This is a genomic window from Mycolicibacterium moriokaense, from assembly GCF_010726085.1.
GTDB lineage: Bacteria > Actinomycetota > Actinomycetes > Mycobacteriales > Mycobacteriaceae > Mycobacterium > Mycobacterium moriokaense.
In genome coordinates, this window is record NZ_AP022560.1 from 2,337,140 (window position 1) to 2,352,728 (window position 15,589).

Consider the following 15,589-nt stretch of genomic DNA (forward strand, 5'->3'; position numbering starts at 1 on the left):
TACTCTCCGCTTAACAGAATCTGCTTCTCAATCCCGTTTGGCGAAGCGCACGAGAGCCTCCTGGCCATAGGAGGCGACCAGGACGCCGTCGCGGGTGAGCACGTCGCCACGACCGAAGCTGCGGCCGTGCGCCAGCAGGGGACTGTGCTGACGCAACAGCAGCCAGTCGTCGGTGCGGAACGGCCGGTGGAACCACACGGTGTGGGAGGTGACCGCGGACGCGAAGGTCGTGCCATTGCCGCGCTGGTCAGCGCCCTCGATCGGGCGCAGCGCGGTACCGATCAACGTCAGGTCCGTGGCATAAGCAGCCAGCGCCGGCGCCAGCGCGGCGTCGACATTCGGGGTGCGCATCCATACCTCGAACTGCGGGGGGCCGACGGTCGGGTCGTTGAGATCGACCGCCGCTCGCGTCTCCCACGGGATCAGGTCGAGCGGGATCTCGTACTCGGGGCCGAGCACCGGCCCGACCTCCTCGACCTCCTGGTGTTCGGGACCATCTTCGAGGACGTGCATGCTGATCGACGCGGTCGCGATGACGCCGCGACTCGGTTGCGTCGCAGTGATCGTGACCGCACCGAACGACTTGCCCTCATGGGCACGAACGGCCTGATAACGGACCGGTTCGGCGGCCCGGCCCTCGCGGGTGAACACCGTGTGCAGCGATTTGACCGCTTTATCCGGGCAGGTCAGCGAGGCGATCTGGAGAAGTTGGCCAAGGAGTTGGCCGCCGAATACCCGGTAGTACTCCAGCTGTTGATTGCGGCCCTCGTACTCGGCCGTTTCACCGTTTTGGGTCGACGGACCGGGGATGTCCAGACAGCGGAGCAGATCGATCCAGAGATCGGGCACTCGCCCAGTGTAAGTCAGATTCTCGTCGACGAGAACGAAGTTCTCGACTTGATTGGAGCTAGCTGGCGGCGAATCCGTGGGCGCAGAAGTCCCAGAGTTCTTCGGCGGTGATCGGATGCGACGCCGCGTCCGTGGAGTCCTCGCCGGCGGATTGCGCCGCGTTGAACATCACGGTCTGCATCGTCATGGCCGCCATCCGCTTCGGGTTGATGCCTTCCCGCAGCTGACCTGCGGCGCTGGCCTCTTCCATGAGCTCGGTCAGCAGAGCCAACAGAGGCGCGTGGGCGATCTTCACCTCGGACGGATGCGAGACCAGAAGTCGAGGAGCGAAGTCGGTGAACAATGGCCGCTTGGCGGTGGGATCCGGCCGCGACGACTCGAACAGCAGCTGAATGGCTACCTTCAGGCGCTCGATCGGCTCATCAGGGCCGCTCGTGGCCGCGCGGATCTGGTCCGCAGAGCGGGCGAGGGCATCTTCGAACAGCGCCAGCAGCAGCTCGTGTTTACCGTCGAACTGCAGGTAGAAGCTTCGCAGCGACTGGCGCGAGCGGTCGACGACCTCTTGGACGGTGAAGTCGGTGCTGCCCTTCTCGATGATGATCGCCTGGGCGGCATCGAGGAATCTCTGGACGCGTTGCGCGGCCCGGAGCTTCGCGGTTTTGATCGATCGCTCGACCGCGCGCTGCTTCCAGGCGGGCTCTTCGCTGGGGATGGTCACGGGCGGCTCGGATGCTGCCCGACTTGGGAGAACATGGACTGACTGTACCGGAGAACGCCTTGCCATTGCGGTCCTCGACCCCCTCGCGGCCAACGTGTCAGAGATTGTAACTTTCTCACTTGGAGAATAGTATTCTCGTTTTACTGATAACAGTAGTCATACCAAAAATTTGATCCGTGCTCGTTTGAGGAGCGCCGTTGCAGCTGACCTTCGACGCCGACGTCGAGGCCTTCCGTGCGGAGTTCATCGCCTTTCTGGACGAGCATCTGCCCACGGACCTCGAGGCGCTGGACCGTTCGCGCTCCAGCAGCGATGTTCCGGAGTGGGCGCGGCGCTGGCAGCGGCTGATGTTCGACAACGGCTGGCTGATGCCGGGCTATCCGCCCGAGTTCGGGGGCCGCAAGGCCACCATCCTCCAGCAGTACGTCCACCAGGAGGAACTGGCACGTCGCAGGGCCTATCTCACCTTCAACCCGCAGGGCGTCGGCATCATCTCCGCGTCGCTGATCTCGTTCGGTACCCCCGAGCAGCAGCAGCGCTGGGCCGTCCCCATCCTGCGCGCCGAGATGACGGCGTCGCTGGGGATGAGTGAGCCGGGTGCGGGATCCGACCTCGCATCCCTGCGCACCCGCGCCGAACTCGACGGCGACGAGTTCGTGGTCAACGGGCAGAAGGTGTGGACCTCCGGCGCCCATGACGCCGATGTCCTTCTGACATTCGTTCGCACTGATCCGAATGCCCCCAAGCACAAAGGCATCAGCGTGCTGATGATCCCGACGGACCTGCCCGGTGTGGTGCGACGTCCCTTCGCCTCGGTATGCGATGCCGACGACCTGGATTTCAACGAGGTCTTCTTCAACGATGTCCGCGTGCCCGCCGAGAACCTCGTCGGCCCACTGAACGGGGGCTGGCAGGTGGCCAACGGGTCCCTGGGCCACGAGCGGAACATGTTGTGGCTCAGCTATGCCGACCGTTTGCAGGAACTCATCGAAGATTTCCACCCGGCCAGCCCGCTCGACCGTGACCGCTACGCCAGGCTCGTCATGGACAACCAGGCTCTCCGCCTGCTCGGCTCGGTGGCGCTGGCCCGCGCCGCGCGCGGCGACGAGGACGCCGCGGCACTTTCCGTTCTCAAGCTCTTCGGCTCCGAAGCATCGCAATCGGCGACCGAGTACGCGCTCTCCGCCGCGGGCGCCGATGGCCTGAACTGGCCGGGTTTCTCCGGGCCCTACAGCGCGCAACACCTCGACCTCTACCGGAGCGCCTGGTTCGAGCGATACGTCAGGACGTTCGGCGGCACCATCGCCGGCGGCACCTCGGAGATTCAACGCAACATCATCGCCCAGCGACTGCTGGGCCTTCCCCGCAATTAGGAACAACCGTGTACATCGAATACGAAGTCGCCGACAAGATCGCCACCATCACCCTGAACCGGCCCGAGGCCGCCAACGCACAGAACACCGAGTTCCTCGACGAGTTGGACTCCGCGTGGACGCGGGCCGCGGAGGACAACGATGTCGCGGTGATCATCCTGCGCGCCAACGGAAAACACTTCTCGGCCGGACACGATCTGCGCGGCGGCGGACCCATCCCCGACAAGATCACGCTCGAGTTCCTCATCCAGCACGAGCACCGGCGCTACCTCGAATACACGCTTAAATGGCGCAACGTGCCCAAGCCGTCGATCGCTGCCGTGCAGGGCCGCTGCATCTCCGGTGGCCTGCTGCTGTGCTGGCCGTGCGATCTCATCGTCGCCGCCGATGACGCGTTGTTCTCTGACCCGGTGGTGCTGATGGGTATCGGTGGCGTCGAATACCACGGCCACACCTGGGAACTGGGGCCGCGTAAGGCCAAGGAGATCCTGTTCACGGGTCGGGCGATGACGGCCGATGAGGTCGCGAGCACCGGAATGGTCAACCGGGTGGTGCCGCGCGACCAACTCGATTCCGAGACCAGGGCATTGGCCGAACAGATCGCCAAGATGCCGAGTTTTGCGCTGCGCCAAGCCAAACGGGCCGTCAACCAGACTCTCGACGTGCAGGGCTTCTACGCGGCCATCCAATCGGTGTTCGACATCCACCAGACCGGCCACGGCAACGCGCTGAGCGTGAGCGGCTGGCCGGTGCTGGTGAACCTCGACGATATGAAGGCGAATATCCAGTAGTCGCTAGAGATGGGCGAGGCGGGGGACCGAGCCGCGGGCTCGCAGCCCTGCCCCGGCCCTGCGCGTGAGTTCCTTTGAGCTGCCGAGCAACCCGTCGAGAACCAGCGCGCGCTCGATGTGGTGGTGCAGTTCATGCTCGGCGGTGAAGCCGATGCCTGCCAGCACCTGCTGGCAGTGTTTGGCCGCGGTCAACGCGGCCTTACCGGCGGCGGCCTTGCCCAACAGCGCGGTCAGGTCGGGGTTGTCGTCGCCGGGCAGCGCCAGCGTCGCCTCCGCACCTTCGATCGCCACCAGCGTCTCGGCCAGTTTGTGACGGATCGCCTGAAAGGATGCGATCGGCTTACCGAACTGCACCCGGTCCAGCGCGTGTTGGCGGGCCAGCGACAGCATCGCCCGTGCCGAGCCGACGAGCCACCAGCCGACCGCGCGACGGGCGTCGGGCAGCCGTGGATGACCGCCCTCCTCGACCCGTCGCAACGGCAACCCGCCGAGCGCGGAGCTTTCATCAGCCGTGGCGTAGTCCCACACCACCCAGCCTCCGCCCGCATAGGGGAGTGCGGGGGTAGCGCCCTCGTCGGGGCTGGAGGCCAGCAGCACCACGTCGTTGAGAACAGAAGCGTGCGCACCTGTTTCGCCGAGTAGGCGGAACACCAGGGGTATCGCCACCTCGGACATGTCAGACAGCATCTCGGCCCAGCCGAGCTCGGCGAGTGCGGCGTCGAGTTCGACGCCGGACGTCGACAGCATCGTCTTGCGCAGGCCGTCTTCGAGCAGGTCGAGTGATTCGTCGTCCACGATCACTCCTTCCCGAGGTCCAGCAGGCGGCGGGCGATGATGTTGCGTTGCACCTCGGCGGTGCCGCCGTAGATGGTGGCCGCCCGGGAATAGAGGTATTCGGTGCGCCAGTCGGTGTCGTCGAGCTCGATGACACCGGGCAGCAGATCGCGCACGGTGTCGTAGAGCTGTTGTTCGGCACCGGCTAACAGCACCTTGTCGATCGACGTGTCCGCGCCCAGCTTGTTGCCATCGGCCAGCCGAAGCTGCGTGGCTCGCGACCGGCAGCGCAACGTGTGTAGGGCCAGATATGTCTCGCCCAATTCCGAATCTGCGGCCTGGCCAAGGCTTTTGACTTCACCGACCAGCGAGTCCAAGCGTGAGTAGAGGTAGGCGATGCGCTGCCAGAAGCACGTCGAGCGCTCGTAGGGCAGCAAGTCCATCGCGACCTGCCAACCGTCGCCGGGGTTTCCGAGCATCCGGTCGGCGGGCACCACCACGTCGTCGAAGTAGACCTCACAGAACTCGTCGACGCCATGCATCGTGCGCAATGGGCGGACATCGACGCCCGGACTGTCCACGTCGATGAAGAAGGCGGTGATCCCCGAATGTCCTGGCCCCGTTCGGGTGAGCAGGACACACCGCTTTGCGTACTGCGCGAAGCTGGTCCACACCTTCTGGCCGTTGATCACCCACTCGTCACCACGCTGTTCGGCGCGGGTGGTCAACGACGCCAGATCGCTGCCCGAGCCCGGCTCGGAGAACCCTTGGCACCACGTCTCCTGGCCCGACAGCAGGCGCGGCACCATCTCCGCGGCGAGTTCGGGTCGGGCGTAGTCGATCATCGTCGGGGTCAGCACCTCGAGCATGGAGTACGGACCGGGATCGTCGAGCCGGCGGCCGACGACCTCCTCGCCGACGATGGCGCGCAGGATCATCGGCCCGCCGAGGCCGCCCGCGGATTCCGGCCAGCCCCACCGCATCCAGCCCGCGTCGTAGAGCTCGCGCAGCACGCGGGCGTGCTGCGCGTGCTTGGCGTCCAGCGAGTGGTCACCGGGCGGCGGGGCCAGGTCGTGGCTGTCGAGCCACGCGACCAACTGCGAGCGGAACTCGGCGACTGTCGCGAACTCGGTGCCAGCGGTCAGTTCGCTGGTCATCCGGCCTCCGGCCGGCCGATCGCGTGTGGTCGCCCCGAATCATGGTCTCCGCTGCGCCGGATGAACGTCATGGCGCGGGTTTTCAGCCGCCACCCGTCGTCGGTGCGGACATAGGTGTCGTTGTAGTAGCCGATGCGCATGTCGTGTTTGGAGTGCTCGATGAAGCACAGCGGCTGTGTGCCGGTGGCCTTGTCGGGATCGGCGTCATCGAAGGTCACCAGGGATGTGCCCGTCATGAACAGTCCCTTTGGGGCGGCCTCGACGAGCTCTGGAAAGCGCGCCAACGTGTACGTGGAGCCGAACGCGCTGTACGTGCCGTCCGGCGTGAACACCGAGATCAGTCCGTCGATGTCGCCTTGGGTGATCGTGACCGCATACCTGGCGAGCAGCTGCTGGATCTCGACGAGATCGTCCGTTCGTGGTGGGGCCGCAGGCCGACTATTGCTTGGCGTCATTCTTGAAGACCTTACCGCCCTTCATTACAAAACTTACATTCCGTGTAACGGTGATATCCGCCAGCGGATCGCCGGGTACGGCGATGATGTCTGCCAGGTAGCCCTCGGCGATGCGGCCGAGGTCCGATCTGTCGATCAGGTCCGCGGCGACGACCGTGGCCGCCCGCAGCACCGCGTCGGCAGGCATGCCCCAGTCGACCAGCGTGACGAGTTCATCGGCATTTTTTCCGTGCGGGATCGCTGGGGCGTCGGAGCCGACCGCGATCTTCGCCCCGGCCTCATACGCCGCCTGGATGGACGTACGCGCCTTCGGGAACATCTCGGCGGCCTTGTCCTGCAACTCCTTTGGAGCTCTGGACACGTCCATCGCCTCGGCCAGTCGGCGGGTGGTGACCAGGAACCGGTCGTTGTCCACCAGCATCTTGATGGCCTCGTCGTCCATCAGGAAGCCGTGCTCGATGCAGTCGATACCGCACGCCACAGCGTGTTTGACGGCCTCCGCGCCGTGGGTGTGCGCGGCGACCTTCAGGCCGCGACGGTGTGCCTCGTCGACGATCGCCCGCAGTTCGTCGTCCGAATAGTGTTGTGCCCCAGCCTCACCGGTCAGCGACATCACTCCGCCGGACACGCACACCTTGATCACCTGGGCGCCGTGCTTGATCTGGTAACGGACGGCCTTGCGGACTTCGTCGACGCCGTTGGCGATGCCCTCCTCGACCGTCAACTCGAGCGCACCGGGCATGAACGCGGCGAACATCGTCGGGTCGAGATGCCCGCCGGTCGGGGTGATCGCGTGACCCGCGGGCACAATCCGCGGACCGTCGATCCATCCGGCGTCGATGGCCCTGCCGAGCGAGACGTCGAGGAGGTAACCGCCTGTCTTGATGAACAATCCGAGGTTGCGCACCGTGGTGAACCCCGCGCGCAGTGTGCGCCTCGCATTACCGACGGCACGCAGCACGCGGATCGCGGGATCGTCCTGCACCTGGGACAGGCCCGGGGTCTCACCCCGCCCGCCCATCAGGAGGTTGACCTCCATGTCCATCAGGCCAGGCAGCAGGATGGCGTCCCCGAGATCGATGACCTGATCGTCGGGACCTGCCGCCCCGCCGACGCCGACGATCCGATCGTCTTCGATGAGAACGATTCCCGGTCGGACGATCTCGCCGGCGTCGACGTCGAGTAGACCCGCGGCCTTGAGGGTCAGCACGGTCAGACCACCGGCTCCTTGATACAGGTGATGTAGGTGGCGCCGCTGTCGAGCACGCGGGGCTGCTTCCACACCTCGATGGGGAACGACACGTTGACCAGCGACTGCATCATGTGAATGAGAGCCTTTGCATCGTCGGGCATTCCGTCCAGCGGGAACCTGGCATCGCAGTATTCCATGACTGCCTCCAGGCGCGGAAAGGCTGCGTCGTAGAACTCCTGCAACTCCTCCATGGAGGAGGCCAGTCGCTTCTGATAGCGGTCTTCCTCGTTGGGCAGGCACCAATCGGTGAAGCGTTCCAGGTCGGCGAACTCTGGTGGCAACTTAGGCATTGATGGCGTCCTTCTTGCTGGCGTTCGACGTGGCGTGACCATTGGCGTCACCGTTGGTATCGCCGTTGGTCAGGCCCTTTTCCTTCTTGTACGCGTTGACGTAATCCCATGCCGTCTTGTGCAGGTGACGCAGCAGAATCTCCTGATCGCACAACGGGAAGTCGGTGACGACCCGGGTGCCGATCTGTGTCTGGGTGGCCTCCAGCGTGTTGGCGTCCTGGAACGCATACTCCTTGAACGTGACCGCCGCGAGCTCGTGGGCGAGCCGTTCGCGGGTGTTGGTGGCCGGCACGAAGTACAGGGTGCACTCGAAGATGTGCTTGTCCACATCGGTAGGCCAGTAGTGGTAGGTGAGGTACCAGCCCGGCGCCCACAGCAGCAGGGTGAAGTTGGGAAAGAACTCGAACGAGTCCTGACCCCACGCGTGGTGGCGCGACGGGTTGACCGCCGGTGGCAACTCGTCGGGCAGGATGCCCTTGATCTTCGGCCGGTCCCACGGGCCGAACAGCCCGCTGTGCAGCACCCGCTCGATCGGCTTGACCATGTTCTCGTCCTTCGGCGGGCTCATGCCGCCCCAGGACGAGATCATCGAGTGCTGACCTTTGATGTCGTAGTGCAGCGCCTCGAAACCGTAGCTCGCGAGCTTCTCGGCTTCCTCCTTGACCGCCTGCTTCATGTGCAGGATCGGCGCGTGGTAGAACTCGACGAACGCGTCGATGAACAGCTTCCAGTTGGCGTTGACTTCGGCTCGGTAGCTGTAGGTTTCGGTCATCTCATGGAAGGGATAGCCCTCCAGACCCTTCGCGAATTCACCGAGATAGTCGGTCAACGGCTCGGCGTCGTTGTCGAAGTTGATGAAGATGAAGCCTTCCCACACCTCGCAGCGCACGGGCACCAGTCCGTAGTCGCCCTTGTCGAGGTCGAAGAACTCGTCCTCCTGCTGCACGAAGGTGAGGTCACCCTCGAGGCTGTAGCGCCAGGCGTGGTACTTGCAGGTGAACTGACGGCAGGTGCCCGACACCTCGTCACCCGGATAGTCGTTCCACACCAGCTTGTTTCCGCGGTGGCGGCACAGGTTGTAGAAGGCGCGAACCTTCTCCTGCTTGTCCTTGACGATGATGACCGACGTGCCCTTGCCGGCGGACGGCATCTCCTTGGTGAAGTAGCTGCCCTTCTTGGGGAGTCGCTCCACGCGTCCGACGTTGAGCCAGCACTTGCGGAAGATGGCCTGCTGTTCGAGCTTCCACTGCTCGGGATCGATCGAATCGGTGTAATCGACCGGCGCCGTTCCCAGTTCGGGCCAGTTCTCAGTCCAACTGCCCGCCGCCGGCTTGGGGAAAAATGCCACGGTTTGTCTACCTCTCTGCGTGTTCTTCTGCGTCGGGTTCGACACCGAACGTGTTGATAGCCATGGCGAGTGCGCCATAGCAGCCGATGGTGAAGACGAGATCCATCCGTTGGCGCTCGTCGAGGTGCTCCGAGAGCGCCGCCCAGGTGGCGTCGGAGATCACCGAGTCGTCCTCGAGCTCATCCACGGCCGCGATGACCGCGCGGTCGAGTGCGTCGGCCGCCTCACCGCGCTGGATACCCTCGATGACCTCGGGGGTCAGGCCCGCCTCGCCGCCCATGCGGACGTGGTGGCGCCATTCGTACTCGCAGTGGCGCCGGTGGGCGACGCGCAGCACCGCCAGCTCGCGCAACCGTTCCGGCAGCGTCGACCCGTAGAGCAAGTGGAAGTTGAAGCGCAGGAACGCCCGGGTCAGCTTGGGGTGGCGGACGAGTGTCGCGACGAGGTTGCCCGCGGCCTCCGGGTTGCGGCGCTCGATCGGCATGTTCGACAGCGCACGGTCGACGGCGTCATCCCACTGGTCAGCGGGGAGCGGCGAGACACGCACCGACGGCTTCCTCTCGTTCACGAGAATTAGATTCTCATATTTCGCCAATAGATTTCCACCTTTCCTTCAGATGGTCAATCCCGAACGTCGGATGTGCCGGTCAGCGAGCTGTCACTTAGCGCCAACGGTGCAGCAAGAAGGCCATGCGGACGCTTTCGGACATTGATTCTCGCCGCAAGAGAAGCTAGTTTCCTGAGATAGAGAACACCACTGGGCAACTAGTGTCGGTGCCATCACAGGTTTCGACGGAGGGAACAGGCATGAACAAAGAAGACATGATCCTGATCAGCGTTGATGATCACATCGTCGAACCGCCTGACATGTTCAAGAATCATCTGCCGAAGAAGTACCTCGACGAGGCGCCGCGGTTGGTGCACAACCCCGATGGGTCGGACACCTGGCAGTTCCGCGACGTCGTCATCCCGAACGTCGCGTTGAACGCGGTGGCCGGCCGGCCCAAGGAGGAGTACGGCCTGGAGCCGCAGGGTCTCGACGAGATCCGGCCGGGCTGCTGGCAGGTCGACGAGCGGGTCAAGGACATGAACGCCGGCGGCATTCTCGGCTCGATGTGCTTCCCGTCGTTCCCCGGTTTCGCCGGGCGACTGTTCGCCACCGAGGACCCGGAGTTCTCCTTGGCTCTGGTGCAGGCCTACAACGACTGGCACGTCGAGGAGTGGTGCGGGGCGTACCCGGCGCGGTTCATCCCGATGACGCTGCCGGTGATCTGGGATCCGGAGGCCTGCGCCAAGGAGATCCGCCGCAACGCGGCGCGCGGTGTGCACTCGCTGACGTTCACCGAGAACCCTTCGGCGATGGGCTATCCCAGCTTCCACGACTTCGACCACTGGAAGCCGATGTGGGACGCGCTCGTCGACACCGAGACCGTGCTCAACGTGCACATCGGGTCGTCGGGTCGGCTGGCGATCACCGCCCCGGACGCGCCGATGGACGTGATGATCACCCTGCAGCCGATGAACATCGTGCAGGCCGCCGCGGACCTGCTGTGGTCTCGGCCGATCAAGGAGTACCCGACGCTGAAGATCGCGTTGTCCGAGGGCGGCACCGGCTGGATTCCGTATTTCCTGGAGCGGGTGGACCGCACCTATGAGATGCACTCGACGTGGACGGGCCAGGACTTCAAGGGCAAGCTGCCTTCCGAGGTGTTCCGGGATCACTTCCTGACCTGCTTCATCGCCGACCCGGTGGGGGTGACGACACGTCATCAGATCGGCGTCGAGAACATCTGCTGGGAAGCCGACTACCCGCACAGCGACTCGATGTGGCCCGGTGCGCCCGAGCAGCTCGATGAGGTGCTGAAGGCCAACAACGTGCCCGACGACGAGATCAACAAGATGACCTACGAGAACGCCATGCGGTGGTACCACTGGGATCCGTTCACCCATATGACCAAGGAGCAGGCGACCGTCGGCGCGCTGCGCAAGGCGGCCGAGGGTCACGACGTGTCCATCCAGGCGCTGTCGAAGAAGGAGAAGACCGGCGCCACGTTCGGTGACTTCGCGGCCAAGGCCAAGGAATTGACGGGCAACAAAGACTGAGTCCCCACAGCGATTTCGGCGTGCCAGGTAACGCTCAGCGAGACTTAGCACGCCGAAATCGCCATGCAATAGAGGAGAGCACGTGTCCGGCGGTATGAGTTTCGAGCTGAGCGAGGATCAGCAGACCATTCGTCAGGCCGTCGCCGAGCTGTGCAGCAAGTTCGACGACGAGTACTGGATGCGGAAAGACCTTGCGCACGAATTCCCGCAGGAGTTCTACGACGCGATCGCCTCCGGCGGGTGGTTGGGCATGACCATCCCCGAGGAGTACGGCGGACACGGGTTGGGCATCACCGAGGCCACGCTGCTACTCGAGGAGGTCGCGCGGTCCGGCGCGGCGATGAACGGCGCCAGCGCCATCCACCTGACCATCTTCGGCATGCAGCCCGTCGTCAAGCACGGCTCCGACGAACTGAAGGCCGCAACGCTGCCGCGCATCGTCAACGGCGATCTGCACGTCTGCTTCGGCGTCACCGAACCGACTGCCGGGCTGGACACCTCGCGTATCACGACGTTCGCGAAGCGCGAGGGGGACAAGTACCGGATCAACGGCCGCAAGGTGTGGATCTCCAAAGCGCAGGAGTCCGAGAAGATCCTGCTGCTCACCCGGACCACGCCGTACGACCAGGTCACCAAGAAGACCGACGGCATGACGCTGTTCCTGACGGATCTGAACCGCGACCACGTCGACATCCGGCCGATCAAGAAGATGGGCCGCAACGCCGTCAGCAGCAACGAGGTGTTCATCGACGATCTCGTCGTCCCCGTCGGCGATCGGGTCGGCGAGGAAGGCAAGGGGTTCAAGTACATCCTCGACGGGTTGAACCCGGAGCGGATGCTGATCGCCGCCGAAGCGCTGGGAATCGGACGCGTCGCACTCGAGAAGGCCGTCAAGTACGGCAACGAGCGCGTGGTGTTCAACCGGCCCATCGGCATGAACCAGGGACTGCAATTCCCGCTCGCGGATTCCCTTGCCCGCCTTGACGCGGCTGAGCTCGTGCTGCGCAAGGCCACGTGGCTCTACGACAACGGCAAGCCCTGCGGGCGCGAGGCCAACACCGCCAAATACCTTTGTGCCGACGCCGGTTTCGGCGCCGCCGATCGCGCTCTGCAGCTGCACGGCGGCATGGGCTACTCCGAGGAGTACCACGTCTCACGGTATTTCCGCGAGTCGCGGCTGATGAAGATCGCGCCCGTCAGCCAGGAGATGATCCTGAACTTCCTCGGCGAGCACGTTCTCGGAATGCCGAGAAGCTACTGATGGTCCTAACCGGGCATCTGTTGCCGGTCGACGGCGGAATGGTTATGTAGTCACATGAATGCGCCGTTGGCGGGCGTGACCGTCGTAGCGATGGAGCAGGCCGTTGCCGCTCCGATGTGCACCCGCGTGCTCGCCGACTTCGGTGCCCGCGTGATCAAAGTGGAGAACCCCAATGGCGGCGACTTCGCTCGCGCCTACGACGACGTCGTCAACGGTCCCGGCGGGATGGCCGCACACTTCGTGTGGTGTAACCGCGGCAAGGAGTCGGTCACTCTCAACACGAAATCGCCGGAGGGGCTGGACCTGCTGCACCGGCTTCTCGACCGCGCCGACGCCTTCGTATCGAATCTCGCGCCGGGATCGACGGCCAGGATGGGAATCTCGGCGGCCGATCTGGCGGTCCGTCACCCCAATGTCATCCCCGTCGAGATCGACGGTTACGGCCCCGGCGGTCCGATCTCGCACAAGCGCGCGTATGACCTTCTGGTGCAGGCGGAGTCGGGCTCATGTGCCGTCACCGGCTACCCGGGTATGCCTGCCAAACCCGGGCCTGCGGTCGCCGACTTCACGACGGGCCTGTACGCCGCGATCTCCATTCTGGCGCTGTTGTTCGCGCGGGGGAGACGCCACGACGGTGCCGCGGCCCCCGCGGTCGAACTGAGCCTGTTCGACGTGATGACCGATGTCATGGGTTACGCGCTGACCTACACCCAGCATTCGGGCATCGACCAGGAGCCTCTCGGCGTCGGCTCACCCGCGGTTGCGCCCTACGGGGCATACCCGACCCGTGACGGTCAGACCGTGGTGCTGGGGACGACGAACGACCGCGAATGGCAGCGCGTCGCCCGCGAGATCATCGACCGGCCCGACCTCGCCGACGATCGACGCTTCGCCACCAATCCGGGGCGTTGCGAACACCGGGAGATCCTCGACGAGGCCATCCGATCCTGGTGTGCCCAGTACGATCTGGCCGAGATTCAGAAGATCGCCGACGCTGCGGGCATCGGCAATTCCCGCTACAACCTGCCCAGCGAGGTCGTCGCGCACCCGCACCTGACCGCGCGCGATCGGTGGCGCACGGTGGCCACGCCGGTGGGCGACATCCAGGCGCTGCGGCCGCCGCCGGTCATCAGCGGGTTCGAACAGCCGATGGGCGCGATACCCGGGCTCGGCGAGCACACCGACGCCGTCCTGAGCGAATTGGGTTTGACCGCAGAGGAACTCAGTCGGCTACGGGCCGACGGCGTGATCGGACCGGCATACCCGTGAGCGAAGACCAGGTGCTGTTGCGCGAGGACCGCGACGGGGTCCGCACGCTGACGCTGAACCGGCCCGACCGCAAGAACGCGATCAACGCGCAGTTGTGGGAGGAGCTGGCCGACGCCCTACGCGCCGCCGCGCGAGACACCGAGTTGCGCGCGTTGGTGATCACAGGTGCGGGCGGGGCGTTCTGCTCCGGCGCCGACATCTCCACGGGTGAGGACATCCATCCGCGGCACAAGCTGCGCCGGCTGACCGAGGTGGCGCTCGCGCTGCATGAGCTGACTGTCCCGACGATTGCGAAGGTGAACGGCGTGGCCGTCGGCGCGGGCTGGAACCTGGCGCTCGGCTGCGACCTCGTCGTCGCGACGCCCGAGTCGCGGTTCTGCCAGATCTTCTCCAAGCGCGGCTTGTCGGTCGATCTCGGCGGGTCCTGGCTGCTGCCCAAGCTCGTGGGCCTGCAGCAGGCCAAACGGCTGGTGCTACTGGCCGACATGATCGACGCGGAGGAGGCGCGGTCGATGGGCCTCGTCACCTGGGTCAAGGCGGCCGACGAGATCGACGGGTTCGTCGCCGACCTCGCGGGCCGTCTCGCCGCAGGCCCGCCCGTCGCGCTGGCGCAGAGCAAGGCCCTGCTCAACGACGGCGCCAACGCGACACTGCGCGAAGCGCTCGCCAACGAGGCCCGAGCGCAACCGGGAAATTTCGCCACTGCAGACTCAACGGAGGCGTATGCCGCATTCGCGCAGAAGCGCGATGCGACGTTCACCGGCCAATGGGCAGTACCAAGATCGGAGAAGTGAAGATGCGCGAAGCAGTCATCGTCGAGGCGGTGCGCACCCCCGTCGGGAAGCGCAACGGCGGACTGTCGGAGATTCACGCCGCAGACCTGTCCGCGATCGTCCTCAACGCGCTGATGGAGCGGGCCGGGGTGGACCCCGAGATCGTCGACGACGTGGTGTGGGGCTGCGTCTCACAGGTGGGCGATCAGTCCAGCAACATCGGCCGCTATTCGGTGCTGGCGGCGGGCTGGCCCGAGCACATCCCCGGTACGACGGTCAACCGCGCCTGCGGTTCGAGCCAGCAGGCACTCGACTTCGCGGTGCAGGCGGTGATGTCGGGTCAGCAGGACGTCGTCGTCGCGGGTGGCGTCGAGGTGATGAGCCGGGTGCCGCTGGGGGCGGCCCGTTCCACCGGCATGCCGTACGGCCCCAAAGTCCTTGAGCGGTATGGCGATTTCTCGTTCAACCAGGGCATCTCCGCGGAGATGATCGCTCAGAAGTGGGGCTTCTCGCGGACCCGGCTCGACGAGTACTCGGTGCGCTCCCATGAGCTGGCGGCGGCCGCACAGGACAGCGGCGCGTTCGAGACCCAGATCATGCCCGTCTTCACCGACGGCGAGCCCGTCGTCGCCGACGAAGGGGTGCGGCGGGGGACCACCGTCGAGAAGCTGGCCGGACTCAAGCCGGCGTTCAAGGAGGACGGCGTCATCCACGCGGGTAACTCGTCGCAGATCTCCGACGGCGCCGCCGCGCTTTTGGTGATGGCCGCCGAGAATGCCCTGGCGATGGGACTGCGGCCGATCGCCAGCTATCGCGCCGGTGCGGTCACCGGGGCCGACCCGGTGCTGATGCTGACGGGTCCGATTCCCGCCACCGAGAAGGTGCTGCACAAGGCGGGCGTCACGCTCGACGAAGTCGGTGTCTTCGAGGTCAACGAAGCGTTCGCGCCGGTGCCGTTGGCCTGGCTGGCCGAAACGGGCGCCGATGAGGCGAAACTCAACCCGCTCGGCGGGGCGATCGCGCTCGGTCATCCGCTCGGGGCCTCGGGGGCGGTGCTGATGACGCGCATGCTCAACCACATGCGCGACAACGGAATTCGCTTCGGGCTGCAGACCATGTGCGAGGGCGGCGGCACCGCCAACGCCACGCTGGTAGAACTCATCGCGTAGCGATGGA

Annotated in this window: 16 protein-coding genes; 7 read left to right on the plus strand and 9 right to left on the minus strand. The window is 65.3% G+C overall.

What is annotated here, in order from left to right:
- Window positions 1-27: 27 nt before the first annotated feature.
- Complete coding sequence (locus tag G6N43_RS11480; RefSeq protein ID WP_083154666.1) at window positions 28-849, minus strand: acyl-CoA thioesterase; 822 nt, start codon at window positions 847-849, stop codon at window positions 28-30.
- Window positions 850-907: 58 nt separating this feature from the next.
- Entirely contained in the window at window positions 908-1,633 is a 726-nt protein-coding gene (locus tag G6N43_RS11485) for a TetR/AcrR family transcriptional regulator (protein WP_083154668.1), read from the minus strand.
- Between the two features lie 131 nt (window positions 1,634-1,764).
- On the opposite strand from G6N43_RS11485, the gene G6N43_RS11490 reads away from it, so the two are divergent.
- Together G6N43_RS11490 and G6N43_RS11495 are read left to right on the plus strand one after the other, a co-directional pair.
- Window positions 1,765-2,940: an acyl-CoA dehydrogenase family protein gene (locus G6N43_RS11490; RefSeq protein ID WP_083154670.1), complete on the plus strand. Its 1,176-nt coding sequence runs from the start codon at window positions 1,765-1,767 to the stop codon at window positions 2,938-2,940.
- An 8-nt stretch (window positions 2,941-2,948) separates the two neighbouring features.
- Entirely contained in the window at window positions 2,949-3,731 is a 783-nt protein-coding gene (locus tag G6N43_RS11495) for an enoyl-CoA hydratase (protein ID WP_083154672.1), read from the plus strand.
- A 3-nt stretch (window positions 3,732-3,734) separates the two neighbouring features.
- On the opposite strand, the gene G6N43_RS11500 is transcribed toward G6N43_RS11495, so the two are convergent.
- Genes G6N43_RS11500 through G6N43_RS11530 form a run of 7 tightly spaced genes read right to left on the minus strand, consistent with a single transcriptional unit; the run spans window position 3,735 to window position 9,554 of the window.
- Window positions 3,735-4,526, minus strand: a complete 792-nt coding sequence (locus G6N43_RS11500) for an acyl-CoA dehydrogenase family protein (protein WP_083154758.1) — start codon at window positions 4,524-4,526, stop codon at window positions 3,735-3,737.
- A gap of 2 nt (window positions 4,527-4,528) precedes the next feature.
- On the minus strand, window positions 4,529-5,662 hold the full coding sequence (locus tag G6N43_RS11505) for an acyl-CoA dehydrogenase family protein (protein WP_083154675.1): 1,134 nt from the start codon (window positions 5,660-5,662) through the stop codon (window positions 4,529-4,531).
- The gene (locus G6N43_RS11510) at window positions 5,659-6,117 is read right to left on the minus strand and encodes a nuclear transport factor 2 family protein (RefSeq protein ID WP_083154677.1); all 459 of its coding nucleotides are present in this window, start codon (window positions 6,115-6,117) and stop codon (window positions 5,659-5,661) included. The genes G6N43_RS11505 and G6N43_RS11510 overlap by 4 nt, the downstream gene beginning before the upstream one ends.
- A complete protein-coding gene (locus tag G6N43_RS11515; RefSeq protein WP_083154679.1) occupies window positions 6,101-7,327 on the minus strand; it encodes a metal-dependent hydrolase family protein in 1,227 nt (408 codons plus the stop codon). The genes G6N43_RS11510 and G6N43_RS11515 overlap by 17 nt, the downstream gene beginning before the upstream one ends.
- Window positions 7,328-7,329: 2 nt before the next feature.
- Window positions 7,330-7,659 (minus strand): hypothetical protein, encoded by a 330-nt coding sequence (locus G6N43_RS11520; protein WP_083154681.1) that lies wholly within the window; start codon window positions 7,657-7,659, stop codon window positions 7,330-7,332.
- Window positions 7,652-9,007, minus strand: coding sequence for an aromatic ring-hydroxylating oxygenase subunit alpha (locus G6N43_RS11525; protein ID WP_083154683.1), 1,356 nt, complete (start codon window positions 9,005-9,007; stop codon window positions 7,652-7,654). Before G6N43_RS11525 ends, G6N43_RS11520 begins: the two co-directional genes overlap by 8 nt.
- A gap of 7 nt (window positions 9,008-9,014) precedes the next feature.
- Entirely contained in the window at window positions 9,015-9,554 is a 540-nt protein-coding gene (locus tag G6N43_RS11530) for a carboxymuconolactone decarboxylase family protein (protein ID WP_083154760.1), read from the minus strand.
- 260 nt (window positions 9,555-9,814) lie between these two features.
- On the opposite strand from G6N43_RS11530, the gene G6N43_RS11535 reads away from it, so the two are divergent.
- The 5 genes from G6N43_RS11535 to G6N43_RS11555 all read left to right on the plus strand — a co-directional run bounded on the left by G6N43_RS11535 (window position 9,815) and on the right by G6N43_RS11555 (window position 15,582).
- The gene (locus G6N43_RS11535) at window positions 9,815-11,110 is read left to right on the plus strand and encodes an amidohydrolase family protein (RefSeq protein WP_083154685.1); all 1,296 of its coding nucleotides are present in this window, start codon (window positions 9,815-9,817) and stop codon (window positions 11,108-11,110) included.
- A gap of 94 nt (window positions 11,111-11,204) precedes the next feature.
- Window positions 11,205-12,371 carry an acyl-CoA dehydrogenase family protein gene (locus G6N43_RS11540; RefSeq protein WP_083154687.1) on the plus strand — a complete coding sequence of 389 codons (1,167 nt, stop codon included), beginning with the start codon at window positions 11,205-11,207 and terminating at the stop codon, window positions 12,369-12,371.
- 54 nt (window positions 12,372-12,425) lie between these two features.
- Window positions 12,426-13,640: a CaiB/BaiF CoA transferase family protein gene (locus tag G6N43_RS11545; protein ID WP_083154689.1), complete on the plus strand. Its 1,215-nt coding sequence runs from the start codon at window positions 12,426-12,428 to the stop codon at window positions 13,638-13,640.
- Window positions 13,637-14,434 carry an enoyl-CoA hydratase/isomerase family protein gene (locus tag G6N43_RS11550; RefSeq protein WP_083154691.1) on the plus strand — a complete coding sequence of 266 codons (798 nt, stop codon included), beginning with the start codon at window positions 13,637-13,639 and terminating at the stop codon, window positions 14,432-14,434. Before G6N43_RS11545 ends, G6N43_RS11550 begins: the two co-directional genes overlap by 4 nt.
- Window positions 14,435-14,436: 2 nt before the next feature.
- Window positions 14,437-15,582: a thiolase family protein gene (locus tag G6N43_RS11555; protein WP_083154762.1), complete on the plus strand. Its 1,146-nt coding sequence runs from the start codon at window positions 14,437-14,439 to the stop codon at window positions 15,580-15,582.
- Window positions 15,583-15,589 lie beyond the last annotated feature (7 nt).

Excerpts from the sequence above, each read along its gene's own strand:
- G6N43_RS11520 (WP_083154681.1), bottom strand. The coding sequence starts at position 7,659 with ATGCCTAAGTTGCCACCAGAGTTCGCCGACCTGGAACGCTTCACCGAT.
- G6N43_RS11485 (WP_083154668.1), bottom strand. The coding sequence starts at position 1,633 with ATGGCAAGGCGTTCTCCGGTACAGTCAGTCCATGTTCTCCCAAGTCGG.
- G6N43_RS11535 (WP_083154685.1), top strand. The coding sequence starts at position 9,815 with ATGAACAAAGAAGACATGATCCTGATCAGCGTTGATGATCACATCGTC.
- G6N43_RS11540 (WP_083154687.1), top strand. The coding sequence starts at position 11,205 with ATGAGTTTCGAGCTGAGCGAGGATCAGCAGACCATTCGTCAGGCCGTC.
- G6N43_RS11510 (WP_083154677.1), bottom strand. The coding sequence starts at position 6,117 with ATGACGCCAAGCAATAGTCGGCCTGCGGCCCCACCACGAACGGACGAT.
- G6N43_RS11545 (WP_083154689.1), top strand. The coding sequence starts at position 12,426 with ATGAATGCGCCGTTGGCGGGCGTGACCGTCGTAGCGATGGAGCAGGCC.
- G6N43_RS11505 (WP_083154675.1), bottom strand. The coding sequence starts at position 5,662 with ATGACCAGCGAACTGACCGCTGGCACCGAGTTCGCGACAGTCGCCGAG.
- G6N43_RS11555 (WP_083154762.1), top strand. The coding sequence starts at position 14,437 with ATGCGCGAAGCAGTCATCGTCGAGGCGGTGCGCACCCCCGTCGGGAAG.